Origin of the sequence: Sphingobacterium chungjuense, assembly GCF_011316935.1 — a bacterium.
Classification (GTDB): Bacteria; Bacteroidota; Bacteroidia; order Sphingobacteriales; family Sphingobacteriaceae; genus Sphingobacterium; species Sphingobacterium chungjuense.
Map to the genome: position 1 here is coordinate 551,781 of NZ_WLYS01000003.1, position 26,713 is coordinate 578,493.

18 protein-coding genes and 2 tRNA genes are annotated in these 26,713 nt (G+C 43.3%); 13 read left to right on the forward strand and 7 right to left on the reverse strand.

Translation table 11 applies throughout. The annotated features are described in order from the left end of the window. Position 1: 1 nt before the first annotated feature. Positions 2-2,194 (reverse strand): glucoamylase family protein, encoded by a 2,193-nt coding sequence (locus GKO22_RS10105; RefSeq protein WP_166334672.1) that lies wholly within the window; start codon positions 2,192-2,194, stop codon positions 2-4. Between the two features lie 209 nt (positions 2,195-2,403). Here GKO22_RS10105 and GKO22_RS10110 point away from each other — a divergent pair. The 4 genes from GKO22_RS10110 (at position 2,404) to GKO22_RS10125 (ending at position 3,737) form a co-directional block, all read left to right on the forward strand. Beyond that, positions 2,404-2,479 (forward strand) — tRNA-Gly (locus tag GKO22_RS10110). 5 nt (positions 2,480-2,484) lie between these two features. Next, a tRNA-Leu gene (locus GKO22_RS10115) sits at positions 2,485-2,569 on the forward strand. Positions 2,570-2,785: 216 nt separating this feature from the next. Then, positions 2,786-3,175: a DUF1398 domain-containing protein gene (locus tag GKO22_RS10120; protein ID WP_166334674.1), complete on the forward strand. Its 390-nt coding sequence runs from the start codon at positions 2,786-2,788 to the stop codon at positions 3,173-3,175. Between the two features lie 157 nt (positions 3,176-3,332). Further along, the gene (locus GKO22_RS10125) at positions 3,333-3,737 is read left to right on the forward strand and encodes an NUDIX hydrolase (protein ID WP_240920241.1); all 405 of its coding nucleotides are present in this window, start codon (positions 3,333-3,335) and stop codon (positions 3,735-3,737) included. Positions 3,738-3,759: 22 nt separating this feature from the next. Here the strand turns inward: GKO22_RS10125 and GKO22_RS10130 are convergent, their stop codons facing one another. Beyond that, positions 3,760-4,461 (reverse strand): SMUG2 DNA glycosylase family protein, encoded by a 702-nt coding sequence (locus GKO22_RS10130; protein WP_166334676.1) that lies wholly within the window; start codon positions 4,459-4,461, stop codon positions 3,760-3,762. Positions 4,462-5,003: 542 nt separating this feature from the next. On the opposite strand from GKO22_RS10130, the gene GKO22_RS10135 reads away from it, so the two are divergent. Genes GKO22_RS10135 through GKO22_RS10150 form a run of 4 tightly spaced genes read left to right on the forward strand, consistent with a single transcriptional unit; the run spans position 5,004 to position 12,749 of the window. Further along, positions 5,004-8,333: a SusC/RagA family TonB-linked outer membrane protein gene (locus GKO22_RS10135; RefSeq protein ID WP_206367870.1), complete on the forward strand. Its 3,330-nt coding sequence runs from the start codon at positions 5,004-5,006 to the stop codon at positions 8,331-8,333. A gap of 36 nt (positions 8,334-8,369) precedes the next feature. After that, entirely contained in the window at positions 8,370-10,322 is a 1,953-nt protein-coding gene (locus GKO22_RS10140; protein WP_166334677.1) for a RagB/SusD family nutrient uptake outer membrane protein, read from the forward strand. 36 nt (positions 10,323-10,358) lie between these two features. Continuing rightward, a complete protein-coding gene (locus GKO22_RS10145; RefSeq protein WP_166334679.1) occupies positions 10,359-11,555 on the forward strand; it encodes a DUF5000 domain-containing lipoprotein in 1,197 nt (398 codons plus the stop codon). Positions 11,556-11,588: 33 nt separating this feature from the next. Beyond that, positions 11,589-12,749, forward strand: coding sequence for a DUF4998 domain-containing protein (locus GKO22_RS10150; RefSeq protein ID WP_166334681.1), 1,161 nt, complete (start codon positions 11,589-11,591; stop codon positions 12,747-12,749). Between the two features lie 76 nt (positions 12,750-12,825). Here GKO22_RS10150 and GKO22_RS10155 read toward each other — a convergent pair whose 3' ends face one another. The 3 genes from GKO22_RS10155 to GKO22_RS10165 form a co-directional block, all read right to left on the reverse strand. Further along, positions 12,826-15,300 carry a glutaminase family protein gene (locus GKO22_RS10155; protein WP_166334683.1) on the reverse strand — a complete coding sequence of 825 codons (2,475 nt, stop codon included), beginning with the start codon at positions 15,298-15,300 and terminating at the stop codon, positions 12,826-12,828. 67 nt (positions 15,301-15,367) lie between these two features. Next, positions 15,368-16,447, reverse strand: a complete 1,080-nt coding sequence (locus GKO22_RS10160) for a family 43 glycosylhydrolase (RefSeq protein WP_317165708.1) — start codon at positions 16,445-16,447, stop codon at positions 15,368-15,370. Between the two features lie 370 nt (positions 16,448-16,817). Further along, positions 16,818-17,618 (reverse strand): class I SAM-dependent methyltransferase, encoded by an 801-nt coding sequence (locus tag GKO22_RS10165; protein WP_166334685.1) that lies wholly within the window; start codon positions 17,616-17,618, stop codon positions 16,818-16,820. A gap of 193 nt (positions 17,619-17,811) precedes the next feature. Between GKO22_RS10165 and GKO22_RS10170 the strand changes: the two genes are divergently transcribed. Continuing rightward, complete coding sequence (locus GKO22_RS10170; protein ID WP_166334687.1) at positions 17,812-19,443, forward strand: ABC-F family ATP-binding cassette domain-containing protein; 1,632 nt, start codon at positions 17,812-17,814, stop codon at positions 19,441-19,443. A gap of 73 nt (positions 19,444-19,516) precedes the next feature. Then, the gene (gene nhaA, locus GKO22_RS10175; protein WP_166334689.1) at positions 19,517-20,710 is read left to right on the forward strand and encodes a Na+/H+ antiporter NhaA; all 1,194 of its coding nucleotides are present in this window, start codon (positions 19,517-19,519) and stop codon (positions 20,708-20,710) included. Between the two features lie 22 nt (positions 20,711-20,732). Here nhaA and GKO22_RS10180 read toward each other — a convergent pair whose 3' ends face one another. Together GKO22_RS10180 and GKO22_RS10185 are read right to left on the reverse strand one after the other, a co-directional pair. Then, positions 20,733-21,002 carry a DUF6850 family outer membrane beta-barrel protein gene (locus tag GKO22_RS10180; protein ID WP_166334691.1) on the reverse strand — a complete coding sequence of 90 codons (270 nt, stop codon included), beginning with the start codon at positions 21,000-21,002 and terminating at the stop codon, positions 20,733-20,735. Between the two features lie 132 nt (positions 21,003-21,134). Beyond that, on the reverse strand, positions 21,135-21,620 hold the full coding sequence (locus GKO22_RS10185; RefSeq protein WP_166334693.1) for a hypothetical protein: 486 nt from the start codon (positions 21,618-21,620) through the stop codon (positions 21,135-21,137). Between the two features lie 84 nt (positions 21,621-21,704). On the opposite strand from GKO22_RS10185, the gene GKO22_RS10190 reads away from it, so the two are divergent. The 3 genes from GKO22_RS10190 to GKO22_RS10200 all read left to right on the forward strand — a co-directional run bounded on the left by GKO22_RS10190 (position 21,705) and on the right by GKO22_RS10200 (position 26,307). Beyond that, positions 21,705-22,163 (forward strand): cytochrome-c peroxidase, encoded by a 459-nt coding sequence (locus GKO22_RS10190; RefSeq protein ID WP_240920242.1) that lies wholly within the window; start codon positions 21,705-21,707, stop codon positions 22,161-22,163. A gap of 109 nt (positions 22,164-22,272) precedes the next feature. Further along, positions 22,273-25,464, forward strand: coding sequence for a S41 family peptidase (locus tag GKO22_RS10195; RefSeq protein ID WP_166334695.1), 3,192 nt, complete (start codon positions 22,273-22,275; stop codon positions 25,462-25,464). 183 nt (positions 25,465-25,647) lie between these two features. Then, complete coding sequence (locus tag GKO22_RS10200) at positions 25,648-26,307, forward strand: hypothetical protein (RefSeq protein WP_166334697.1); 660 nt, start codon at positions 25,648-25,650, stop codon at positions 26,305-26,307. The last annotated feature ends 406 nt before the right edge of the window (positions 26,308-26,713 follow it).

Below are 26,713 nucleotides of genomic sequence, written 5' to 3' on the forward strand. Positions count from 1 at the left end.
TCTAATTCAAACTGCTTTGGACAAATATCTTTTCTTGCACGGCTTTGATTTCCGGTATCTCACGATACAGCTTCCAAATCAGACCACTACGTGCATTTTCGATCATAATGGCTACGGACGCCTGATTAATGGATAAGTATTCGTCGGATACGTCTTGATTCTTCAAATCTATCCATGCGCGAAAGCCATACTCGGTCAATAAGATATCTCCATACTCCTTGTATAAAGTCAGCAATGCTTGCAAACCTTTTTGATAGTCTACCGCCACGGAAGCTACACTGATTGCAGGATTAATTCGAGAGATAGCACGAGGATCTGTTTCTGACTGATATCCCCAAACCGCTACATTGCGCGTACCGCGACCAGATTCGTTATCCCTTCTTTTCACGTATTCTGTGTAGCTTTTGAGCACATCGCCAAAAGCAAAATCAGCGGTATTGGCTAAGGCCGGATCAATAGTTAGAAAAGGCATATACATCGACAATAGATTGCGATTATTCAATTCGCCAAATGGAATACGCACACCGTACAACACCGTATCGCGCAACATATTTTGCCTTTCTAATGCTTTATCCAGATCTTTCATATCCGACTCCAAAGTAGCATTAAGCTGGCGTTGATTCTGCTGCAGAAGATCTGAATCAAAATCGTCTATACTATCTGTTAGCAAAGAATTCTGCGTATTGTACTCGTAATTTAGATTATTAACAAACCCACTAGACGAGATACCATTCTTGGTAGATGCCGCCGCTAATATGTAAGTATTCATACTTTCATTAAATCCACCTAATGGTTTAATTTCGGTCAATTCCTCAAGTACGCCCACATCAGCAACTAATACGTCTTCTGTATTGGCCATCACTAAGGCTGGCCAATTGATATTGTCCCAAAGCTTATTAATTTTGTCACGAATATACACCTCATCATCACTTTCGCCCTGTAAAAACTGCCGCACAACCAATAGCGACTGTAGCATCGTTGTGGTTGCTGTTACACTATAATTAGGGCGAGCATCCATGTAGATCGGTTCTTTCTTCCTACCATCATAATATGACGCAAAGACGCCATGTTTTTCGGGGACAGATTCTAAAAAGTCTACCACGCGTTTTACGCGGTGGATAAAGGTATTTTTGGAAACATACCCTCTCTCCACGCCCACCAATAAGGCCAATAACGCAAGTCCCGTTTCATTGGTGGAAACGACGGTCTTCCCTTGTTGACGAAATGGGGTGTGCATGCCACTATTAATATCGAAATTATCCACGAAGTAATTGACATGCGAACGCTGAATGAGATCAAACACTTGTTGATCTGCGAGCTTTACCGGCTTCACTTCTAGAATCGTTGAGTAAGGGGATTCTTTGTAATCGTAATCTACCCAAGCAATCTTATAGTAGTATGTTTTGTCTAAAGCAGGAACATAATCTAACCCGCCTTGCATGCTGATCGGGCGAATAGAAACCGGTTCGAAGGTTTTTTTATCTTCTGAACGATAAATTTTTACGTACCGGATGCTTGGGGTCAAAGGCAATTGCCACTGTAAATGAATATTTCTATCGTAGGGTGTTACTTTAGAAAGTACTGCCGGTGAAGTCAGGCGTACTTTGGAGTAATTGGCAGGAAGAAACTCCACCTGATCAATATAGATATGGTGCGAACCCATACCTTGCTGATGCAAGACCACTGCTTTGATCGCACTTTCGACATCTAAGCCGCGGATCTTGGCGATGGGAATACGTACGTCCAACCACGTATTTACATTGTAGTCTTCGATGAAATTGGCTAAATTAACTTTATCGCTATCTCTATTTTTCTGCCGAATAGACAGTGTAGGCAGCTGTTTACTGGTCGTTTTGTCCGAATGCACGTATAATTTGAGCACCAAAACATCTTTATTCGATATGCGATAATGGTATTTTTGACGGCTGTATTTGATCGCTGCCTCCCAATTGCCACCATCTGCATTCACATAGCGCAGTGAAAGGGAATTCCCAGGGGTGAAAAATATACTGTCGGATACCGGAAGATGTTTGTCGACATTCTCGATCCAACTCCCTCCTTCAGAGCGAATTTCACTTTTAGCATATACTCCCATAATGAGACTATTATCAAAAACAACCTCTGGATACGTATCTGCATGCGCAGTCAGCCCGAGTAAAAGTGCTATGCTTAAAAGTAGATGTGCAATTTTCATATTTCGTAATTATTCCATCAATATGTGACATGCTGAGCAAAAATCAAACCAGTAAGTCGATTCTTTGAACAAAGTGATACGATCCCTAATCTTGAAAGTTCTAACAAAAATAATTAACGCAGTACTAGGCTTTTAGTGTACTTGACTGCGCTGAAACGAACAAATAATTTCTGCATATCATTTTTCTAGCTATATTTGCAGCACCAAAAGCGAAAGTAGCTCAGTTGGTAGAGCACGACCTTGCCAAGGTCGGGGTCGCGAGTTCGAATCTCGTCTTTCGCTCCACAATTGCCTAGGTGGTGAAACTGGTAGACACGCAGGACTTAAAATCCTGTTCCCGTTAAGGGAGTGCGGGTTCGATTCCCGCCCTAGGTACAAATCCCTCTTTATCAGCAAGATAAAGAGGGATTTGTTGTTTTATACCTTTTCTTAACCACCCTCTCAACGTCTTTAAGAACAGTCAATTCCTAGTTTTGCAGACATTTTGAAAACACGATTTAAGAATCCGTCAATTCTGATTTAATTTTCCAATCAAATACGTAGCTTTATAGTGGGCATTGCATCTCATAACCAAATGTATAAACCGAGAATATGTTTACAGCAGAGCAACTAAAAGAAGCACACAGCAAAGTAAAATCAGGTGCTGATTTTCCAGCGTATGTTCAAGAAATTAAGGCATTGGGCGTTACCCACTATGAAGCATACGTCAGTGATGGACATCTTGTCTTTCATGGAGAAAACGACCATACAACACAAGTACCGGCAGAATATGAACCTCTAACGATTACGGATGTGGTACATAGCGATGAATTCAAAACGCAATTGCTTGCCCATCAGCAAGGCAAAACAGATTATAGCACATTCATCAAAATGTGTGCTGAAACCGGAATGGAAAAATGGATCGTTTACACGGAGAAGATGACGTGTACGTATTTCGACACGGAGAAAAATGAAATACTGACCGAGCAAATTCCGCAATAGGATTGTAGTGTGACTGGCCATACTTCGCAAGTTTGCGTAGATCAAACCAGGGCCGTCGGTCAAAGTAGGCCATTCAAAAAAATAGCCGCTATAGATACATCTGTAAAAAATACTGTATGTAATGTACTGATTGAAATGTTTGAAATCTAAGTTTTATATGATGACAAAAATCATTGATGAAGTCGCGCTAATATGCATCAAGGATAGACGTATACTCACTACCCTTTCCAAGAATAAAACCAAACTTTACTTTCCTGGCGGTAAGAGAGAAGGCACTGAATCTGATCTTGAATGTCTCGCGCGCGAGGTCCGCGAGGAACTTAATGTAAAGTTGATTGAAAGTTCGGCTAAATTTTTAGGCGTTTTTGATGCGCAAGCCGATGGCCACGACTCGGGAATTGTAGTTATCATGCGATGTTATTTTGCTGATTATGACGGCACGCCCCAAGCCTCCAATGAAATTGAAAGCTTTGAATGGATTTGTTATCAAGACAAAATAAGAACATCTGCCGTTGATCATCTCATAATGGATCAATTAAAGGAAATGAACTTAATTAATTGAGTAATGGATAAGGAGTTGTATACTATTTGCTATTATTATTATTCAATGCCATTAAGTACTTATCAATATAAAGCTCTTTTTCCCGAGATTTATATTGCTGAATGTAGCGCGGATGATCTACCGTGATCAAACGGTCAAAAAGCTTTACTTCTTGATTGAGCTTGTGTATAAATTGCGTGTTTTTCTTCCCCAATACAATTACTTCTGACGTATCCAACCCCAAACTGATATGCTTGCGAAGTGATGCGATCATAAAATCCTTGACCATCTCAAAAAGCCCCTTATCGTCGTAATAATTAGCATTGATCCACTTACCCTTTTGTAAACGAGTCAATGCTAACGGAAAAGGAGAATTAATATAAAACTGGCGATAGAACGCTTGTGCACCACCATACGCTGCAATCACATCATAGATAAAGACAGATGAAATCTCGTGCGTATGTGCTGACTGCATCGGTATACCACAAACGCTTTCCAATCGTTTGGTATCGGTAAATGGTACGCCCGTGACCCCGGCACCATGACGGCTGGGATTGATACCAATGATAAATCTGCGTTGCTCCGTATCGTTGTAATATTTTTTATAAAACTGCCGCATCACGGGCATCGTTTCCGAATTATCCATATACGGATTGAGCACACGAAATCCATCTGGCAGCAAACCATCGTAGTGTAGTTTTTGATTAAAATCGATCACTCTATCTGCAAAGGTCTGTGCTAACATGATACTTTATTATTCCAATTCTTACCTATACTCTTGCCACTGAACTGCATATACTATACCGCCAACTTGAAAAGAATGTTTGCCTAATTGCAAGACATTTGTTCCCGCATTAATTTTAGCGAAAACGTTATAGTACTGATATTGAGACGATTTTACAATTTATTGAGACAAATTGTAAATTTTATGATCTGCACAATGGTCAAATTTGACTTGTTGAATAATGTCTAACCAACTTATAAACTCAATAAACTTCTAAGCGCAAAGTCCTAATAGGATTATTCAGCAACACAGCGTGGTCAAATTTTATGCATTAGCAATACCCAGAGAAACAGATATAGGACATAAATACGGGCATTTGCCGTAAACCACCAATCCTACAGTTCAATATTCTGTCATCTAGCTTAAAAAAGCGATTTTTTTGAGCAAGGAAGTCTTTTGTCCAAAAATTAAGCATATCACCACACTGTGAACCATTGCCATAAAACCTGTACAATACAGCGTGGATTGGACGACATGTTATTAATTCTAACTAAATAATAATTATGATGGAAAACAGACTTAACAGAACCTACAATCTATGGTTACTCAAAATCGCTGTAATCTTACTCGGGTATCCGCCCGGAGCAGCCGACGCATTTGAGCGAGCGCATGCAGATAGAAAGATCGACGGTCCTATTGATATTTTAGCTTCTCCTATTGACAGCAAAGATGACTATATGCGTGAAGACCACGCGTTGTCCTTCGCTACTGATTCAAAAAGTATTTCAGCGTTTCAACAAGATCAGGAAGTACGCGGTAGTGTACGCGATAGCTCTGGGACTTTACTTCCCGGTGTATCTGTCACCGTCAAAAACAGACCTAGTATTGGCACGACGACCGATCTCAATGGTCGCTACATCTTAAAAGTCCCTGCCAACGCCACTTTAATCTTCAACACGATTGGTTTTGAATCCAGAGAAATCAGCACGGCAGGACGAGAGGTGATCGATGTGGTTCTGATAGAAAGCGGTTTTGTGGTCGAGGAAACGGTCGTCACCGCATTTGGCCAACGGCAAAGAAAAACGGATCTAATTAGTTCAGTCAGCTCCATCAACCCCGAAGAATTGCGCATGCCCAGTAGCAACCTAACGGGAGCGATGCAAGGTCGAGTAGCGGGTATGATCTCCTTCCAGCGAAGTGGCGAACCGGGATTGGACAATGCCGACTTTTTTATTCGTGGCGTCGGCACCTTTGGCGTTAATAGCCGACCGCTGATTCTGATAGACAATATGGAAGTGACGACAGATGATCTCGCGCGGATTCCTGTGGATGATATTGCCAGCTTTTCTATATTGCGTGATGCGACCGCATCAGCAGTATATGGATCTCGAGGCGCCAACGGCGTAATATTAGTCACCACAAAGCTCGGTACAGAAGGTCGTCCAAAGATCACTTTTCGAGCCGAACAACGCGTTTCGTCGCCGACTCAGATGACCAAAATCGCTGATCCGGTCACCTTTATGCGTATGAATAATGAGGCGATCTTAACGCGAGATCCGCTCGCGATCACGCCTTATTCCGACGAAAAGATAGCGCGCACTGCTGCAGGGGATGATCCCATCAATTTCCCTGCCGTAAACTGGCTCGACGAAGTGACAAAACCTAGCACGCATACACAGAATTATAATATCAATATTCGGGGTGGCGGACAGTTAGCGCGTTATATGGTGAGTGGTAACTTGACCCAGGATAATGGACTCATCCGCGTCAACCCCATCAATAATTTTAATAACAATGTGGATTTCAAGGTGTACAACTTACGCAGTAATATTGAAGTGAATGTCACGAATTCTACGCAATTGATGGTGCGAACGATTGCTAACTACAGAAATTACAGCGGACCACCCGAAGGCGGAAGTTCTTCGTTCCGAAATGCGCTGAGAGCTAATCCAGCATTATTCCTCCCAGTTTACGAAGCAGGACCTCAGCAAGCCTACATTAGCCATCCCTTATTTGGCAATTACGACGATGGTAGTGGTAGTTCGTACCTCAATCCGTACGCAGAAATTGTACGAGGTTATTCAGAATGGTCGCAAAGTAATATGCAAGTACAAATCGAACTGCGACAGGATTTCTCCAAATGGATTGAAGGTTTCAGCTATAGAGGACTGGCCAATGCGTCGCGAAGTGCTTACATGGAATACCGCAGACAATACAATCCATTTTATTACTCCCCACAAGGCATAGACCCCAATACTGGCGCTTACAACTTTTTCAACCTCAACCCACTGACCGGTACCGAATATTTGGATTACAGTGACAACGGGCGTGGACAAGAATCACTTTTCTACATGGAAAATGCGCTAAACTACAACCGCACCTTCAACGATGAGCACGTCGTCACCGGGATGGTCATCAATACGATACGCAATCGCATTACGCTCCCACGCGACCAACTTGGTAACGTGATCAACACCCTACCTTTTCGCAATGTAAGTTTTGCAGGATCATTTACCTACGCCTACGACAATCGTTACCATGCCCAATTCTCGTTCGGATACAATGGTTCGGAGGTTTTTGCGCCCAGAAATCGATGGGGATTCTTCCCTTCTGCAGGTATTGCGTGGACGGTGCACAACGAAAAGTTTATGGAACCGCTGCAAGACGTGATCAACACCGCCCGTATCCGTTTTACGCATGGTTTGGTGGGGAATGATAAAATTCATGATAGTCGCTTCTTCTATCTTTCACAGGTGAACCTAAACGATGGTGTGCGACGATTCAACTTCGGAGTGAATGCCGGCGAGGAAAATTATCATCGCAATGGGGTGTCTATCAATCGCTACGCTAATCCGTATGTCAGTTGGGAGGTCTCCCAGCAAACCAATCTGGGAGTAGATTTAGGATTCTTAAATGGCAAATTGACTTTCACAGGTGACGCATTTCAGCAGATCCGATCCGACATTGTGCAAGAGCGAGCGGCACTCCCTTCTTCTATGGGATTGGCTGCACCAGTGCTCGCCAATTTAGGAAAATACAAGAGTCAAGGGTTTGATGCAGAGTTAGTGTATAATCATAATGTGAATCAAAACCTGTGGTTTCAAGGTCGTGGAACTTTCACTTTTACGAAAGGTGAATACCTGTACTATGAAGAACCCACCTTCGATCATGAGTACCTAAGCCGCATCGGTACCGACGTCAATCAGCGACGTGGTTATATTGCCGAGCGCCTTTTTATCGACGACGAAGAGGTATATAATAGTCCAGAGCAATCCTTTGGCGGCGTGGTGATGGGCGGCGATATCAAATACCTTGATGTGAATGGGGATGGTATTGTCAACGCCAACGATGAGCTACCGATTGGTTTCCCGACGGTACCACAGATCAACTATGGTTTTGGTCTAACATCGGGTTATAAGAACTTCGAATTTTCGTTCTTCTTCAGCGGTATGGGCCGGACATCGCTCTTCATCAATCCGCGCTTGCGCGCTCCTAATGATAATAATGTCAATGGAGCAGCACCATTTGGTAGCCAAACCTCTCCCAATGCGGTATTGCAAGCTTGGGCAGATAGTCACTGGTCGGAAGATGACCGAAATGTCTATGCCCTTTGGCCAAGACTGAGTCAAAATCCTTTAGAAAACAACGTCATAAGCAGTACACACTGGATGCGTAATGGCGCTTTCCTCCGCTTGAAACAGGTCGAGCTGGCCTATACGCTAAACAAAGATTTTTCGCGCCGCTTCAAGATAGATCAATTTAGAATCTACGCCAGCGGGAGCAATCTATTTAGCATTTCTGCTTTTGACTTATGGGATCCAGAAATGGGCGATTCTGGCCTGAGATATCCGCTTCAACGCGTTTTCAACTTAGGTTTATTACTCACCTTATAACCTGAAAACATGCCGATTACATCAAAAAATAAGCACATGAAACGATTTTTTAATATCACGGTGGCTACGCTCACAATTCTGTTGGGCAGCTGCAACAAATACATGGATATTGTACCCGACAATATCGCCGAGTTGGAGCAAGCCTTCTCGATGCGCGCGATGGCCGAGCGATACCTCTTTACCTGTTATAGTTATATCCCCAGAGGGAATGATTTACAGCGTAATCCCGCACTCCTATCGAGCGATGAATTTTGGTTAAATTCCATGAGTAACTATTCGCAAAGCGACTACCCGAACTGGTACATTGCAATGGGAGCACAAAACACCAACAGTCCGCTGCTGAACTACTGGGATGGTAATAATCAAGGTGGAAGTAGCGATGATCACATTCGCTTGTGGCGCGGCATTCGCGACTGCAATATCTTTCTAGAAAACATCTACAAGGTACGCGATATGGATGAAATGGAGATCAAGCGTTGGGCAGCGGAAGTGACTTTCTTAAAAGCCTATTATCACTTCTATTTGCTAAGAATGTATGGTCCAATCCCGATCGTAGATGAGAATACGGCGGTATTTGAGGATCCCAATAATGTCAATTTCGAAAGACAGTCGATTGACGAAGTTTTTGCTTACATCGTAAGCAAGATTGATGGCGCAATGCCAGACCTTATGGTCGACGTGATGCAACCAGTGCAAGAAAATGGACGCGTTACCCAAATTGTTGCCAAAGCCATGAAAGCCGAAATCTTGGTAACGGCGGCCAGTCCTCTATTCAATGGAAATGCCGATTATACCACGTACACAGATGCGGATAATCAACCTTTATTCAATGCAACGTGGAGCATGGAGAAGTGGCAAGCTGCCGCTACGGCGTGTCGCGAAGCAATCGAGACAGCGCACGCCGCGGGCAAATCTTTGTACAAATGGATACCTCCTACTACCATGGTCACGCAACCGCAACAAAGTACGATCAATCAGATGAGTATTCGCCAAGCGATTACAGAACGATCCAACAATCCCGAATCGCTTTGGGTAAACAACCGCAGTACGGCCAATCAATCACATCAAGGTCATGCCTACATGCCGCGAAGTATTGATCCCGCCAGAATCACGAACCAACAGACGGGCGGTTTTATGGCGCCGACCATCAATATCGCGTTGGCATTTTACACCAAGAACGGTGTGCCTATGGAAGAAGACTTCACGTACAACTATGCTGGTCGTTTTGACTTGCGAACAGTCCCTCTAGGCAATTCGCCCTACCAATACGATCTAATTCCAGGTCACACCACCGTCGGGATGCATTTTGATCGTGAAGATCGCTTCTATGGTTCGTTATCTTTTGATGGTGGTCGTTATTTCATGAATAACCATACAAGTGATTTTCTGGCTTATCCAATCAATGCTAGACCAGGCGGTAATGCCGCGGCGACCAACTCGCCAACTCGCTATTCGGGCACGGGATACACACCGAAAAAACTGGTGAGTTATTTTAATGTAATTGGCGAGGGGCAAGCCTTCAGCACCTATACCTATCCTTACGTGATGATGCGATTAGGCAATTTATACTTATTGTATGCAGAAGCGCTCAATGAAGTAAATGGACCTTCGGCAGAGATCTTTCAATACTTGGACGACTTGCGTGAGCGTAGCGGTTTACGGGGCGTCATTGAGTCTTGGTCAGATTATTCAATCAACCCCAATAAACCGAATAGTCAAGAAGGTTTGCGAGAAATCATTCGTCGCGAACGCACCATCGAATTAGCTTTTGAATCACAACGGTTTTGGGATCTCCTCAGATGGAAAACAGCACAAGAAGAGCTGAATACACCTATATATGGATGGGATATTCGTCAGAATACGGCGCAAACTTACTACAGAAGAGTCGTCATGTTTACCAGAACATTTACACAGCGTGATTATTTCTGGCCGATCAGCATCAATGAATTACGCCGCAATAATAAACTATTACAATCTCCGCTATGGTAAACAACCATAGGAACGATTCACTTTTAATCTAAAGATATGAGACATTACTTCAATAAAATATCTACTTCCGCATTGCTCTTGCTGTTCTTATTAGTGGGCTGTGCAGAAGACATAGTGCCTGGGCCATCCCGACAGGGAGAGAAACCTAATGGCATCACTTCCTATACGGTGAAAAGTATACCGGGCGGCGCAGTCATAAATTATGAACTACCAAATCATCCTGATTTGCGCTACGTAAAGGCCGTATATACCATGGCCGACGGTCGTGTTCGCGAAAACAAAGCATCTATTTATAACAATAGTATTTTGGTAGATGGCTTCGCCAAAGCAGGCGATTATCAGGTAAACTTGGTGGCTGTCGGTGTTGGCGATGTAGAATCTGAGCCAACTGCTCTTACCGTCACCGCATTAACACCAACCTACCTCCTCACCTTAGAAAAGTTGCGCGAGGAAGGAAACATTACCGCTACCTTCGGTGGCATACGTTTGCTCTTCGAAAATGTGACTGAGACACCTTTGGCCATTCACATCATTGCTCGAAATGATGCCGGCCAATGGCAAACGGCCAGGGATTTCTACACGCGTCTTGGCGAGGGCGTATTTAATGTACGTGGATTTGCAGCACAGGAAAGAGAATTTGGCATCTTCGTAACCGACCGATGGAATAACACCTCAGACACCATCAGGGCAAACTTTTTACCATTACACGAAGTGATGATGAACAAATCTCTTTTCCGAGAATACAATCTACCTACCGATACGTGGCAAGCGCACACTGGATTTCGTACCCCATCGGTATTGTGGGATGGTAATGATCGCGTATCCAGCACGATCTTCCATACGGCACCTGGAACCGGTATTCCGCAGCACTTCAGTTTTGATATGGGAGTGGCGGCCAACTTAAGCCGTTTTCTCATGTATTCGAGATTGAGTTACGAATACCAATTTAATCATCCGAAAGTATTCGAATTATATGGATCGAATAATCCAGACCCTAATGGAGGTTGGGAATCGTGGACGTTGATCGGCACGTACACCTCAGTCAAGCCCTCTGGTTTGCCATTAGGCGAAAGCACCAATGATGATATCAACTACGCTCGAGCTGGAGAAGAATTTGACATTGAATTTCAGGAAGAACCGTACCGCTATTGGCGCTGGCGTACATTAGATACGTGGGGCGGAAATTCAGATGTATCTCTCGGGGAACTCACCTTTTTTGGCACCGTCAATTAGGGATAATTATTTAATTATTAGCATCGAAAATATATGAAACTACAGTATAACCCACTTTTAGCGGCCTTTATTGCCTCCTTGGGATTACTTTTACTCACGCATTGTACTCCCGTAGATCATTTTTATAGTGACTATCTAGCAGATGGCGAACGGATATATCCAGGCCGGATAGATTCGATACAATTTCAACCCGGTGACCGACGCGCGGGCATTCGAGCTAGGATCAGCACCGATGCGCGTGTGGTCAAAATGCGCGTATCTTGGGGACAAGGCAATAGCTTCGAAATCCCCGTATTGCCCAGGGAAATTGCCCAATACAAGGACGTGGTGATTCCAGAAGTAGCGGAAGGCAGTTATACCTTCGATATTCGCACCTTTGATTCGGAAGGCAATCAATCCATGCGTTCCGAAATATTCGGACGCGTGTATGGGCAAAGTTACATCAATAACCTCAACAACCGGATTGTCAATAATCTAGAACGTAGAGCAAATGATGAGATCGTACTTAATTGGTTTGTAGAAACGCCGGACACCACCTTGCTTGGCACCATCTTGCGGTATCCAAACTTAGCAGGCGATAGTGTGGAACTATTTGTAGCATCAAATACAAATCAAACGTCATTACCTGGCATTGATATTAGGGGCACTTTTAACTACCGCAATTTGTACAAGCCTAACTCCTTGGCCATTGATACATTTTACGCCCATCCGGTTAGGTTGAGAACACGAGAATTACTACCACCAGATAGAGAATTGTATCCTTACACCAACTGGTCTATCGCGGGGTTCAGTTCGGAAGAGCCCAACAACAGCCGCTTAGCAGCACGATTGATTGACGGCCGTGATGATACTTTTTGGATTGCTCGCTTTTCGAATAACGCGACTAGTTATCCGAATCATTGGGTAACGATTGACATGGGAGAACCGCTATTGGTGAATGGATTTATGTTCGCCCAGAAAAATGGGGATCGTAAAATAAGAGATCTGGAGGTACAAGTGAGCAACGACAACCAAAACTGGAGCGTGGCCACGCTGATCAGATTAGTTGCAGTGGATCGTACCAAGCAGTATTTTGATTTGCCAGAACCACTCACCTTCCGATATTTTAAAATCGTTCCGATAGATGGACATGATGCGCAGCAGCAACCCGGTTTGGCACTGGCAGGAACGTTCAGAAACGTATTCACCAATTAGCTAAACACGCATAACGCTAAAAGCGGCTCTTTTTGGAGCCGCTTTTCTAATTTCTAAAAAAAGATCTACTGCGTTCTTATTGCGCTGCAATCTTTTCTTCTAGCATTTTGATAAAGTATCCACCAACTACAGAACGGGCTTTGAAACCTCTGCGCACTGGTTTGTCCGTAAATACCCAATCCGACATCGGTGTACGCGTCGTACAGTTATTCATAAAATGATGCACTGGTTTTACAAATTGCTCGAAAGTAGCTTTGTCGTCTGCCATCGTCGCTGTCCAACAGATCCAATCCGTTTTAGTGTACGTTTCGCGATTATCCAATGGCAAACCATATTCGTTTTGCTTCGTCAGGTAATACGCGATCTCTGTATCGATAATGTCCTTATCGAACAAGCCCATATCAAACAACTTATCCCAGACCATATTGTATTTTTGGCTCCAGGTACCCGATTTATCAAACGTCAAGCGGTAATGATCGCCGTCGTTAGCCATATCTTTCCACTTAGCGGCCATATCTTTAGCAATCGCTTCATACTTCGCGGCCACTTCTTTTTTGCCTAACATCGCGGCCAACTTGGCATACGAGCCAATACCTACGATCGCTTTGATGGATAGATTCGCATTGTGCGCAAAATGTCCAGCAAAATCATCTGTACACAATTGATTGTCTGGATCCAAACCATTTTGAACCAAATAATCTGTCCATGTCGTCAATACTTCCCAATGTTTTTCGGCATACTTTGCATGTTGCTCCATGCGCGCAATAGCATAGGTCAGGATTAACATATTACCCGACTCCTCTACAGGCATATCACCACCGTAGGTTTGTCCATTAGCCAATGGATACGTGCCGATATCATGCGCGGCAAATGGTTTCGTCCATTTTCCGCTTTCACTGTAGGCAAAGATGAAGTTCAGGAGCGCTTTCGCTAATTCCGGATTGTAATACAAATACAATGGCGCAGAAGGATAAGTGACATCCACTGTACCGATAGATCCATTACTATCATTCTCTTTGGACAACAACATCAGGTCGCCATTCGGCGCTTCTACCAATTTGTGTGCAGCAATCGATTGGCGATAAGCCAGTGCACACAATTCCGCATACTCTTTACCACCTGTAGCCGTGTATTGACGCATAAAATCTGCATCAAAGGCATCTGCTCGTTTACGTAGTGTTTTATATTGTTGATCTGCTTTGGCAAATACCGCTTCTATGCTGTTCTTTCCATCCACATTCCAATAGCCACGTAAGTTTTCGCCAAAATATTGAATCGAATACACATCATCATAGCCCACCATGATGTGATCTTGATGAGCACCGTTTACACGGAATGATTTTGTGTAGGCAATATTTTGATGGCCATCAGAACCAGCTCCGCTCACCGCAGCAATATCATTGCCCGCAGCAAATGCTTTGCGCAAGGATTGACTGCCACCGGTACCTACGCTACCTTCTTGGTCACTTCCTGCCAGATAGAAATAGCCCCAATCAATATTGATATGATCTCCACTGCGCTGCAATACCGGTTGCGCGGCGCTTCCCGTTTTGGCAAATAGTAAATTTCCTTTTTTACTAGTGGATGAAGTAGAAGCTTGTGAAGGAAGGTTTAAAGCCCAATTAGGTGCTGCCTCAAAATAGATGGATACATCACGCGGTTGATCACTCTTAACATCATACGAGATATAATTTACCGGACGAGAAACCAGATTCAAATCATCCAAGAACAAAGGCGCAGTAAACGTGATTTTTAAATCCACATCGCCACACCGGAAGGTATAATGCGTCTGCATGGCTTGCACATCGACCGAGATCTGCTGTGCTGTTTTTTCAAATGAACGAGGGATATCTTTTTCTACTACGACGCCGACGTCAAATAAGCCATTTCCGCCGGTATTATGGCAGAATCCCGCGATCAAATGTTCCCCTTTGGTCAGTTTCGCTGTTTGTTCTGCCGACAATTTAACACGCTTATTTTTGCCGGTTGCTGGTCCGCTATTCACGATTTCTTGTCCGTCCAAATATAAGATAACATCATCATCGTGAGAATACTCTAAGTAAACCGTTTTACCTTTTAAATCTTGATCTAGTTTAAATGGACGGCGTACCCAGATTTTCTCTTCGTGCCATGCCGTTTTAGAAGACGACTCGCTGTCTGGTGTACCGAATGCACCTTTTCCACTCTGCCAACCTTTATCATTGTATTTCGGCGCAAACCAATTTCCAGAGGGCATTTTGGTCGTGTATTTTCCTTCCCAAGCTGCATCTTCGCCCATAGACAACAACGCATACACTTCTACTTCTTCGGCTCCCATGAATCGGTAGGTTTCCTCGCCCACTTTCAGTACGCCTAATAATGGAAATGGACGTTCTGTCCAGTGTTTCACGGTGGATCCATACAATTCGTCAGTATACGACCAAGCGCTGGTATTCGGGTCGATCGTAATTAATGGATACGCTGGCGCTCTAAGATTACTTTTAGTGGATTGCGCTGTGGCAGAAAGCGTGAGGGCGACCATCACTACGCCCGTTAAAAATCGTTTTATCATAGTATTTGAACGTTTCGGGAATCATCAAACTAATCGATTAGCCAATCAATCCCGGGATTATAATAGGTTATTTTTTGAAATAAGGTGCCGCTTGTCTTGCAAAGCTTGCGGTATCGCCAGCGACCGTAGGCCAATCATCTTTCCAACGAATTGGATCGAGCATCAGGACACGTCTTGACGTACCGCTGCCCACTCGATCATGATGCATATCTATCCCATGGTATAGCATCCAATCTTGCTCTTTATCATCGGTGATAATGCGTGAATTGTGTCCCGTACCGACAAATCTAGAATTCCCTTTGAGCACCAAGGTGCCATTGCCACGCTCGGCAATATCTTTTCCTTCTTTGTCGAGATAAGGACCTTTAAGCGTACGTGAACGACCAACCAAAACACGGTATGTACTTTTCTTCCCTTCGCAACAGCTGCCTTTCGATCCGATAAAATAGTAATAATTGTTTCTTTTGTGGATAATGACGGCCTCAAAATCGCCCGCTGCTACTTTGAATTTTTGTGCATCTGGAGCGATCGCTAAACCATCCTTCGTCAATTCTACACCAAAATTACCTTGTGTTGGCGCATCGCTAAAACTTCCCCAAAATAAATACTTCTTCCCTTGATCTTCGTAATAAAAAGGATCAATGGAATTGGGCACATCCATGCTTTTACTGTCAAATACCTTTCCCTGATCGGTAAATGGTCCTTCTGGCGATTTACCAAGTGCCAATCCAATACCAGGATTGGGATCGCCCCAAGTGGAATAAGCGTAATACATATGGTATTGATCGTTGACTTGCACGACATCGGGCGCCCAGATGCCTCCCTCCGACTTCCAAGTCGGCTTTTCGCGCAAAGCATTTCCCACCAAATTCCATCGTACCAAATCCGTGGACTTCAAAATCGGCACCAAACGACTCCCCTGTCCATCGCCCCAATTATCCTGTGTACCATAGGCATAAAATGACCCCGTCGACGGATCGCGATAGACAGACGGATCTGCCAAAATTGGCTCAAAAACAGGATTCGCATAAGTAGCCACTGAATCGGCAGATTGAATAGCGTTGGAATCGTTAAGCGTAGAATTGGCGAAGCCAAATAACAGCATTGCTCCCGCTGCTATGGGAAAACAAACTTTAGAAAAATTCACAAGCATCTGTACAAGAATTAATTCAATTTATAATGGTCGCAGGGCCGATACAGGTAGTATATCAGCCTGCGGATTAGTTAATAGATAGCAATCCAAAACAAAGTTGAACATTCTTGGCCAGAGAAATCTATCATTTTAGCTCATAAACTTGCCAGATTGTCTCATAAAAAGGTTTTAGCAACTCCAATAAAACTCATAATAAATATCAAATAATGGTGATTAGCGTCTCAGAATCCTCTCACGAAACACGAAATAGGCATGCCATACAACGTACACAACGAAGACTCCATCCAGTACGTGAAGAATAATTAAATCGTTCATAATAATTATTTTGTTGATGATAAAACACTGATATGGATGCCATGGTTTGTCAAATTTTACTAGCCACCAACGCATACAACACCGGAATCTTATTTTCAAGATGCTTAATCCGAAACTTCCCCGGTTCAAATTCATCTGTATGGCTAAAACAATCATAAGGCGAGTAATCAAACTCTTCAAAATGAGAAATCTGTAATCCGTTAGCCAACAAACTGCCCAGCACCTCGCCTAAGCTGTGATTCCACATCACATAGTCTTGATTGATATCTGCGTCCTTGTCCGCATAGGTGCCATTTTCATTTTCTATGATCGCGCCTGAATTGAAGTAATTATAGCCTATTTTAGTGAAATCATCATCAAACATCCACACGACTGGATGAAATTCAACAAACACCAATTTGCCGCCCGGCTTAAGATAGTGGCTGATGATTTTTGCCCAACGATCCAGATCTGGTAACCAACCGATCACACCATAGCTCGTAAATACATAATCGAACTGCTCGTCCAGATGTGCTGGCAAATCATATACGTCACTACAAATAAATTTCGCAGAGGAATTGGTCTGCTTAGCAATATCTACCGCACTTGCTATCGCTTTGTCGGATAGATCCACGCCGGTTACTGCCGCACCTAAGCGGCTTAATGAGATGGTATCTTGCCCAAAATGGCATTGTAGGTGCAAAATGGACTTGCCACGCACGTCTCCCAATAATTGGAGTTCGATCTCTTTCAGCGAACTATTACCTCCCAGAAAGCCCGGCATATCGTAAAAAGTAGATTTCAAATGTGCGTCCGTTCTGTTGTTCCACGATGCGCGGTTAATGGCTAGATAGTCTTCCTTCGTACTCATAACTATAGCTTGTAAACCCGAATATAATTAATTTAATGTAGTCAACATCTTATTAAAGCTTATAAAGCGCTTATCAGCCCTGTAAAATAGTAGAACGTACCATTGATTTTTCGATTATCTCGCCATTGGCGAGCTTGTAGTTTATCAGCCGACAAAATCCATTATCTTTGCAAACATTTCAAGAGCAAATACAGTGATTAGCGTAAATAATATCTCGGTTTCCTTCGGCGGAACCACCCTTTTTAGCGACGTATCTTTTTCGATCAATGAAAATGATAAGATTGCCCTCATGGGCAAAAATGGCGCTGGCAAGTCCACCTTATTAAAAATCATTGCGGGAGCAGGAAAGCCTTCTACCGGTAACATTTCGGCTCCGAAAGAAGCCGTGATCGCTTACTTACCGCAGCATCTTCTGACGCAAGATAATGTGAGCGTGTTTGAGGAAACTTCCAAAGCATTTGATGAAGTATATCAGATGCAATCGCAGTTGGAGGAACTGAATGAACAGTTGACGGTGCGGACGGATTACGAAAGTGATTCGTATATGGAGCTGATCGAGCAGGTTTCGGAGTTGAGCGAACGTTTTTATTCGTTGGAAGAAACCAATTACGATGCGGAAGTAGAGAAGGTGTTGAAAGGTTTGGGTTTTGAGCGAACCGATTTTACGCGACAAACATCGGAGTTTTCCGGCGGATGGCGGATGCGCATCGAGTTGGCCAAAATCCTACTCAAAAAACCAGATCTAATTTTGCTCGATGAGCCGACCAACCACATGGATATTGAGAGTATTCAATGGTTGGAAGATTTCTTGATTAATTCCGCCAAAGCGGTGGTCGTGATTTCCCATGACCGTGCATTTGTCGATAATATTACCAATCGTACCATCGAGGTGACAATGGGTCGCATTTATGACTACAAAGCGACTTACAGCCATTACTTAGAATTACGCAAAGAGCGACGCCAACATCAGCTAAAAGCCTACGAAGAGCAGCAGCGCTTCATTGCCGATAATCAGGAGTTTATTGATCGCTTCAGAGGCACCTATTCAAAGACATTACAGGTGCAATCGCGCGTGAAGATGTTGGAAAAGCTGGAGATTATTGAGGTAGATGAAGTAGATACTTCCGCTTTACGATTGAAATTCCCTCCTGCTCCACGTTCAGGCAAATATCCGGTGATGGTTGAAGAGTTGACCAAACGATACGGCGACCATACGGTATTTGAGAAAGCTTCTATGGTGATCGAACAAGGAGAGAAAGTAGCATTCGTTGGTAAAAATGGCGAAGGCAAGTCGACGATGATCAAGGCAATCATGGGCGAGATCGATTTTGAAGGATCGCTAAAAGTAGGGCACAATGTCAAGATCGGATATTTCGCGCAGAATCAGGCGGCATTATTGGATCAGGAAATGACGGTTTTCGAAACGATCGACCAGATTGCTGTGGGCGATGTGCGTGTGAAAATCAAGGATCTATTGGGTGCATTTATGTTTAGCGGGGATGATACCACGAAAAAGGTGAAAGTGCTTTCCGGTGGTGAGAAAACGCGTTTGGCGATGATCAAATTGTTATTAGAACCGGTTAATGTGTTAATCCTCGATGAGCCGACCAACCATCTGGACATGAAAACCAAAGACATCATCAAAGATGCGTTGCAGGATTTTGATGGCACGTTGATTTTGGTATCACATGACCGCGATTTCTTGGACGGTCTAGCGAAAAAAGTATTTGAATTTGGCAATAAGCGCGTGCGTGAACATTTTGAGGACATCAAGGGATTCTTAGAATATAAGAGAATGGATAACCTCAAGGATATTGAGAAATAGTTAATAATATTACACCAAAATCCTGCGGGAATTTCGTATATTTATCTAAGTAAACCACTGTATCTAGTCACACATGCAGACTTTCATTCGTCAATTTTTCCAATCCGCATCAGCTGCGGGTATCATTCTATTTTCCTGCGTGATCATTGCCCTGATTATTGCGAATTCGCCTCTGGCGGAATCCTTCCATCAGCTATTGCATACAACTATCGGTTTCGAAACTGAGCAGATACACTTGCGATATAGCACGGAGCTGTGGATTAATGATGGTTTGATGGCGATTTTCTTTTTGCTTGTGGGGCTAGAAATCAAGCGGGAACTGGTGAACGGTGGCTTGTCTTCGCCCAAGCAAGCGGCTTTGCCGATCTTGTGTGCATTCGGTGGCGCTATCGTTCCGGCGCTGATTTACTTTTTTATCAATAGCGGCCAAGACACGGTTAGTGGATGGGGAATTCCGATGGCGACGGATATTGCGTTTGCATTAGCGCTATTGGCGATGTTGGGCGATCGCGTTCCCGCATCGCTAAAAGTTTTTCTGGCGGCATTGGCTATTGTCGACGATCTGATTGCGATTCTGGTGATCGCGATCTTCTATTCTAACAACTTAGAGTTTGTATACCTCGCTTACGCATTAGGCATATTTGGTTTGATGTTGATTTTTAACAAACTGGGCATTCGATCACTCTTCTTTTATCTGATTCCCGGTCTATTTGTTTGGTATTTTATTCATCATTCGGGTATTCACGCTACGATTGCTGGTGTATTGACGGCGTTCACTATTCCTATACGCTCTATAAATGGTCAGGAATCTCCGCTGGAACGCTTAGAGCATGCTTTATTAACACCGGTCAATTTTTTGATCGTTCCCCTTTTCGCGCTAGCTAATACCGCGATTACCTTTACACCCGTGATGCTCGATGGACTCACTTCGCCTTTGGGTTTGGGTATTATCCTTGGCCTATTGATTGGTAAACCCGTTGGTATATTCCTGATGTCAAAAACTGTCACGAAAATCAAATTAGGCGTGCTTCCCACTGGCGCTTCTTGGCAACATATTATCGGTGTGGGATTACTCGCTGGTGTTGGTTTTACCATGGCCATATTTATTGCCTTGCTCTCCTTTGGAGATCCAGCGATGATTGCCGAGGCCAAATTTGCGATCCTAATCGCTTCGTTGATCTCGGGTACCGCGGGATATATCTTATTACGAAATACACCAAAGTTGCCGGAAATTGTCGAAGAGAGAACATCGTCAGTTCAGCAGTAAAGCAAGAAAGCGGAAAACCGTATTATTTTCCCGTTGTGCGTACCTCATTGATATACATGCGCACACCGATCTGCGCTTGCCAGCGGCTTCCTTGCGGTACAAAAGTCGGATCTAGATCCGCGCGCAACAAAGGATCTTTCGCTTTACGATAGTCTACTGCCGCAAAGAATCCTAAGTCATTATTCCCAAAAAAGCGACCAATATATTCGCCTTTTAGTTGTGCTCCCCAATAATGCGCTTGATAATAGTAATAATCGGTGAAAACGATATTTTTGACGATTATTTTTTTCACGATTAAATCTATCCTAATAATTCAAAAAAAGAAAAATGCGCACAAGTAACAACTTAAACGCATTTCATTATTGTTTTTTTAATCACCACTTCTCTCAAAGAAAAGCGTTAAGCATTTCAGAAATATACAGCACTAATTTAGTTTTTTCACAACCTCAATTGGATCGTATTCACACCAACAATCCAAATATTTTTGTATAGGAGGCGTCGCCCCAACTATAGTAATCTCAGATCCTGATACATCAACAACCTCCAATTGACCATATTGACTATAATAATGAACATGTAGATTTTCAGAATGATCATCTGGCTCCTCTAATTCCATATAAGTATAGCCTTCCTCAAGCCACAACATTCCATTGCAGCTTGCAGTTGCTTGCTGATCAAAAATATATTCCATTGGCCTAATAATATAAGTTGGACCAGTTAAAGAAGAAGATTGATTATTAAAGAAAACATGAGCTTTGCCGTTAGTTCTCTTAATTATCCCGCCTGGAATAAGAGTGATGACAGTATCTTGTTGCACTTGTAAATCGGCAGGTTGTTCTACAGAACCCTTCTCACAAGATAAAAAAAATGCCAAAGGCAGTAGTAACAAAAGATAGAATTGTTTTTTCATAGAGTTTTTTTATGTTTTGATTCGAACGAATGTACATAAATTTATTAATTAAGACTAATTAAAAATATAAAAACTAACATAAATGTGAAATTTAAATCTTCAGAGCGACTCATTGACTCTACAGTTTTTTTAACGATTTGCCACAATGGACAATTCCTAACGGATGAAGATTTCCATAATATCGGCCTGACCTACTACAAGCGCAAATTCGAAGACCTTGGGCGCTATCATGTCACAGGCAAAGCTGAAGATGTGGGCAAGTTTCGCACACCATCGTTGCGTGACGTGATGAACACTGGGCCTTGGATGCACAATGGTATGTTTTTTAATATCACTGGGCTGATCAACATCTACAATAGCGGCATGCAGATGAATTCGGCAACTGCAGCCCAAAAAGCAGCAGATCCACTTTATCCAGTTACCGATCCTTTGATGCAAAAGCTAAACCTTACCAAGACGGAAATCGCGGCTATAGAATCTTTCATGCATGCAATAACCGCTACATCCTACCATATGCGTCGGCCTGAAAAATTACCGCGGTAGCGAATTACCTAGTCAATTCACTATAATACTGTGACATGGCATTTCTATTAGAAAATGTATTTTTGTGTATAACACTTATTAACTAACGTATATGCACAACTACTTTTCTATGCGAAAGCTCTTGGTGACGGCCTGCCTCTTGGTTCCTATCCTGCTTTCTGCGCAAGAAGCCTTGTGGCTTCGTTATCCCAGCATTTCGCCAGACGGCACTTCCATTGTATTCGGTTATAAAGGCAACTTGTACAAAGTCGCTGCTACCGGCGGAGATGCCACACCACTTACCGTTGGCGAATCCCATAGCATGATGCCCATCTGGAGTCGCGATGGCCAATCCATTGCTTTTGCTAATAATCGTCATGGTAATTTTGATGTTTTTGTCATGCCGGCCAATGGCGGTCAAGCCACTCGTTTGACCTATAATAGCGCGGATGATTATCCGTATGATTTTACAGCAGATAATGCATCGGTATATTTTGGCAGTGCGCGCCAAGCGCCAGCAGCCAGTGTGCGCTTTCCGAGCATCCGTTTGTTTCAAAATGTGTATCAAGTTCCGACGAATGGTGGGCGCGCTAAGTTAGTCTCGGCTGCTGGCATGGATCACGCCAAGCTGAGTCCGAATGGCAAGCAATTGGTATTTCAAGATCGTAAAGGATACGAAGATGCGTGGCGCAAGCATCATACCTCTTCCGTTACGCGCGATATCTGGATCTACGATTTAGCGAAAAAGAATTATTTGGCATTGACAAACGAAGAGATTGAGCATCGCGAACCCGTATTCGCACAAGATGGCCAATCAGTATTTTACCTTTCGGAAAAAGATGGTACGCTCAACGTGTACAAAAAAGGATTACAAGGCAGCAATACACAGCTGACACGCTTCACCAAAAATCCAGTACGTCACTTGAGCATTTCCAAAAACAACACCTTGGCATTTACGCAAGATGGTGCTATCTATACGCTGGCGGAAGGTGGTACGCCGAATAAAATCAGCGTTCGGATCAATACCGATTCTGGCTTGCCGGATGTCAAAAACCTGCCTTTGAGCGGCGATACCAGAGAATTTAAATTGAGCCCTGATGGCAAGCAAATTGCCTACATTACTCGCGGTGAGCTGTTTGTGACCAGTGTAGAAGGTGATTTTACCAAGCGCATTACGGAAACGGCCGGTCAAGAGCGTATGCTCGATTGGTCGCCTGACAGCAAAACACTGATCTACGCAGCCGAAAGAGATAGCACCGGTTGGGGCATCTACAAAACGGAGATTGCGAAAGCGAATGAACCGTATTTCTTCAACGCCAGCTTATTGAAAGAATCTCCCATACTGGTTAACAGCCACAATAACTTTGCGCCTAAATATTCGCCAGATGGCAAATCCATAGCTTTCATCGAAGACCGCAACATCTTGAAAGTGATGCCTGCGGCCGGTGGCAAAGCGATTACATTACTTCCCGAAGGACGCAATCACTCCTACGCCGATGGCGATTGGGGATTCGAGTGGAGTCCAGATAGCCGTTGGTTGTTTGTGGATGATCAGCGTGGTTTCTTTTTGAGCGGCAATACTGCCTTGGTAAAAGCTGATGGCACCGGAGAATTGCGTCATCCGATACTCAGTGGTTTTGGTGATGGCGGAGCCAAATGGTCGCAAGACGGCAAAATCATGACCTGGGAAAGTAGCCGCTACGGTCGTAAATCATTAGCCTTTCAAGGTAGTCGGGAAGTGGATGTATTCGCAGCTTTTTTCGATCAGGAAGCTTACGATCGCTTTCAGCTGAACAAGGATGAATTTAAATTGCTGGAAGAAAGAGAGAAACAAGATTCAACCAAGAAAAAAACTCCGGCGCCAGAATTCGTTCCGAACATTGAAAACCTGCGCGACAGAACGGTACGTCTTACGATCAACAGTTCATCGATTAGCGATTACGTGATGAACAAGGATCTCAGCAAGCTGTTCTACTTAGCAGCCTTCGAAAAAGGTTATGATCTTTGGGTAACCGAACCGCGCACGCGCGAAACTAAAATCTTGGCGAAGTTGGGTGGATCACCAAGTGGATTAGAAATTAGCAAAGACGGCAAGAGCTTATTCATGACCAACCGTGGTAGCTTAGTAAAAGTAGATGCCGAGAGTGGAAAGGTTACTCCAATCAGCAGCAAGAGCGAAATCAGCCTCGATGCTGCGGCCGAGCGGGAATACATGTTTCACCACGCCTGGCTACAAGTGGAGAAGAAATTTTACGACCCAAAGCTGCATGGCATCGATTGGAAAGGTTATAAAAATACCTACGCTCGTTTCTTACCACATATCAACAACAATTATGATTTTCAAGAATTGTTGAGCGAGTTGTTGGGTGAGCTGAATGCATCGCATACAGGTGGTCGCTACTCTCCACGACCGTCTAATCCCGATATTACGCCAAGCTTGGGATTGTTATACGATGAGCTCTATACGGGTGATGGATTACGCGTTACGGAAGTGCTCGCGGGCGGTCCTTTGGATAAAGCGAACAGCAAAATCGACAAAGGTAGTACGATCACCGAGATTGATGGCAAACCGCTGAAAGCAAATGAAGATTGGGCAAAACAATTCAACCGCAAAGCGGGACAATATGTACATATTAGCGGAAAAACCGCTAACGGAGCTGATTTCTCGGAAAACATCAAGCCAATTTCGCAAGGCGAAGAAAATGGATTGATGTACAAACGTTGGATCAAATCTCGCCAAGCGTATGTAGATAAAATCAGTAATGGACAGATTGGCTACGTGCATATTGAAGGGATGAACGATGGTAGCTTCCGCGAATTGTACGAGCGCGCCATGGGCGAAAATGCCGATAAAAAAGCATTAGTAGTCGATACGCGCTTCAATGGTGGTGGTTGGTTGCACGATGATCTCAATACCTTCTTAAGTGGCAAACAATACCTGCAATTTGCTCCGCAAGGCAACATCGTAAAAGGTGGTGAACCGGCCTCTCGTTGGAACAAACCTTCTATCGTCGTGATGAGCGAAGGAAATTACAGCGATGCGCACATTTTCCCATACATCTACAAACAGAATGGATTAGGTAAATTGGTCGGCATGCCAGTACCGGGAACCGGAACGGCCGTGTGGTGGGAATCACAAATCGATCCGACCATCGTGTTCGGTATCCCAATGATCGGAACAATTGGCAAAGAAGGTCGCACGACAGAAAATATGCAAGTAAAACCGGATATCCGTGTTCCACTTCCGTATGAAGCTTTCTTAAATGGCGAAGATCCACAGCTGAAAACTGCTGTAGAAGAGATGATGAAAGAAGTGAAGTAGTTCGATATCGTTTCCTTCTAATATTCAAAAGCCTCGACGAAAGTCGGGGCTTTTGCTTTGGAGGATACTTCTGGTAGATAGTCCATAAACAACTATAAAGTTTAACTTATTAAATTTTAAAGAAATATATTATCTACATTAAATATTTTTTTATAAATTTAACTGACTAATCTTATAACTGATATGAGAACAACAGCTAGAATCAAAAACATAGACAACCTGTCTCTTCTATTTTCTGAATTAGACGATAAGACAAAAATCGCTATCAAGGGTGGAACTATAGATATACAGGAAGTGGAGATCTATGGACCAAACTCAACTGGTAATGGTTCGCCTGGCATGGTGGTACTACCTAAGCCTCCTGACTTTGATGGCGGCGGCGGAAGTCCAGGTGGCGGCGGTACTGGACCTGGTAGTCCACAACCAAATGAGAAAACATATGATGGCGGAACAATAGAAGAGGTTGTAGTAATCGGAATTACTAATAATAACGCCTATGATATTATGCAGTCAATTAGTAATGTCTTTACTGCGTTAGGTGCCGCCGCCAGCCATGCAGAAGTTAATCGTGCGATTGCTGGAATAAAAAGCATTCCCGGTTTAACTGCTGCGGGAGGAATACTAGGAGGTGCTGGAATCTATTTTAACATCGTTGAATATAGAGATAACCCAAACTGGCAGGATGGGGGTCAAGTGATATTAGGCGGAGTTGCACTTATTTTAACTGCTATCCCAGTGACTTCACCAGTGGGTATTGGAATGGGACTCGCATTATCAGCATGGGAGCTCTATGAAGCCTATCAAAAAGCTCAAAATAATGGAGGAAACCAGTTACCACGATAGTTGTTATGAAATTAATCTATAAAATCTATTATGTGATTTTCTCAAATTTTCAAAATCAAAAAGTAGATTTTCCATGGATTCTCGCGATGGTTTATATGGTTATTGGAACTGCTTCTTTTATTACTGGATTTGCTGTGATAACTAATCTATATGATCCTTTGAGAGATTTATTTGCTTTTCCAAAATTACCACGAAGATTATCGAACTTCATATTCAGTATCTGCGTATTAGGCTTTTATTGGTTATTGCTATATTACATACTATTTAAAAAATTGAAAATTTCCAAGAAAGATGGAAGTAGTCCATATTATGAGTTTAATCCTACAAGAAAAGAAAGGTTGTTGATATGGATATTTATTTCTTCGTTGATTTTCTCTGCTCTCCCCTTAATAATCATTGAAATGGT

Coding starts and splice junctions, on each gene's coding strand:
- GKO22_RS10130 (WP_166334676.1), bottom strand. CDS start 4,461: ATGTTAGCACAGACCTTTGCAGATAGAGTGATCGATTTTAATCAAAAA.
- nhaA (WP_166334689.1), top strand. CDS start 19,517: ATGCAGACTTTCATTCGTCAATTTTTCCAATCCGCATCAGCTGCGGGT.
- GKO22_RS10150 (WP_166334681.1), top strand. CDS start 11,589: ATGAAACTACAGTATAACCCACTTTTAGCGGCCTTTATTGCCTCCTTG.
- GKO22_RS10120 (WP_166334674.1), top strand. CDS start 2,786: ATGTTTACAGCAGAGCAACTAAAAGAAGCACACAGCAAAGTAAAATCA.
- GKO22_RS10105 (WP_166334672.1), bottom strand. CDS start 2,194: ATGAAAATTGCACATCTACTTTTAAGCATAGCACTTTTACTCGGGCTG.
- GKO22_RS10140 (WP_166334677.1), top strand. CDS start 8,370: ATGAAACGATTTTTTAATATCACGGTGGCTACGCTCACAATTCTGTTG.
- GKO22_RS10145 (WP_166334679.1), top strand. CDS start 10,359: ATGAGACATTACTTCAATAAAATATCTACTTCCGCATTGCTCTTGCTG.
- GKO22_RS10185 (WP_166334693.1), bottom strand. CDS start 21,620: ATGAAAAAACAATTCTATCTTTTGTTACTACTGCCTTTGGCATTTTTT.
- GKO22_RS10135 (WP_206367870.1), top strand. CDS start 5,004: ATGATGGAAAACAGACTTAACAGAACCTACAATCTATGGTTACTCAAA.
- GKO22_RS10155 (WP_166334683.1), bottom strand. CDS start 15,300: ATGATAAAACGATTTTTAACGGGCGTAGTGATGGTCGCCCTCACGCTT.
- GKO22_RS10200 (WP_166334697.1), top strand. CDS start 25,648: ATGAGAACAACAGCTAGAATCAAAAACATAGACAACCTGTCTCTTCTA.
- GKO22_RS10165 (WP_166334685.1), bottom strand. CDS start 17,618: ATGAGTACGAAGGAAGACTATCTAGCCATTAACCGCGCATCGTGGAAC.
- GKO22_RS10125 (WP_240920241.1), top strand. CDS start 3,333: ATGATGACAAAAATCATTGATGAAGTCGCGCTAATATGCATCAAGGAT.
- GKO22_RS10195 (WP_166334695.1), top strand. CDS start 22,273: ATGCGAAAGCTCTTGGTGACGGCCTGCCTCTTGGTTCCTATCCTGCTT.